Genomic DNA, 791 nt, shown 5'->3' with positions numbered 1-791 from the left:
TTCACCATGATCACCTTTATCACCTTTTGGCACAATAATTGAAGTGTTATCTGAGAAGATAACTTTACGGTCACCATTTGGTTCAATTGTATTACTAATAATAGTTATAGATTTGCCATCTTGGCCTTTGTCACCTTTTGGTATTGTAATTGATTTTCCATCTGTAAATGTTACAACTGTTTCTCCAGTAAGTTGTTTTGTAATGTTTTGAATACCAACTGATGTGCCGTCTTGACCTTTAGGAATTGTAACGGTTTTACCATCACTAAAGTGAATTACTGTATTACCCGCACTATCTGTTGTTGTACTTGTGATACTAATTGATGTACCATTTTGACCATCGTGACCATTTTCGCCTCGGTCACCTTTTTCACCTTTTGGTATTGTTACTGTTTTACCATTTGTAAATGTGATTACTGTATCACCTTGTGGGTTTTTAGTAACACTTTGAATATCGATGGCATGTCCGTCTTGACCTTTAGGAATTGTAACATTTTTACCATCGCTGAAGTGAATCACTGTATTACCTGCACTATCTGTTGTCGTACTTGTAATACTAATTGATGTGCCATTTTGGCCATCGTGACCATTTTCACCTCGATCACCTTTAGCGCCTTTCGGTATTGTTACTGTTTTGCCATCACTAAAGTGAACAACTGCGTTTCCGTCTTTATCTAATTCAGTATTAGTTACTGTAATTGATGTACCATTTTGACCGTCTTGACCTTTTGGTACAGTAACATTACGACCATCACTAAAGTGGATAACTGTGTTACCAGCGCCATCTGTTG

1 pseudogene is annotated in these 791 nt (G+C 36.9%); it reads right to left on the bottom strand.

The features are described from left to right. Positions 1 to 791, bottom strand: a pseudogene (locus HMPREF3267_RS07630) (hypothetical protein); the annotation flags it as partial.

This window comes from Staphylococcus sp. HMSC62D11, assembly GCF_001839145.1.
Taxonomy (GTDB): Bacteria; Bacillota; Bacilli; order Staphylococcales; family Staphylococcaceae; genus Staphylococcus; species Staphylococcus lugdunensis.
This window is presented reverse-complemented; position numbering and strand designations above follow the sequence as displayed.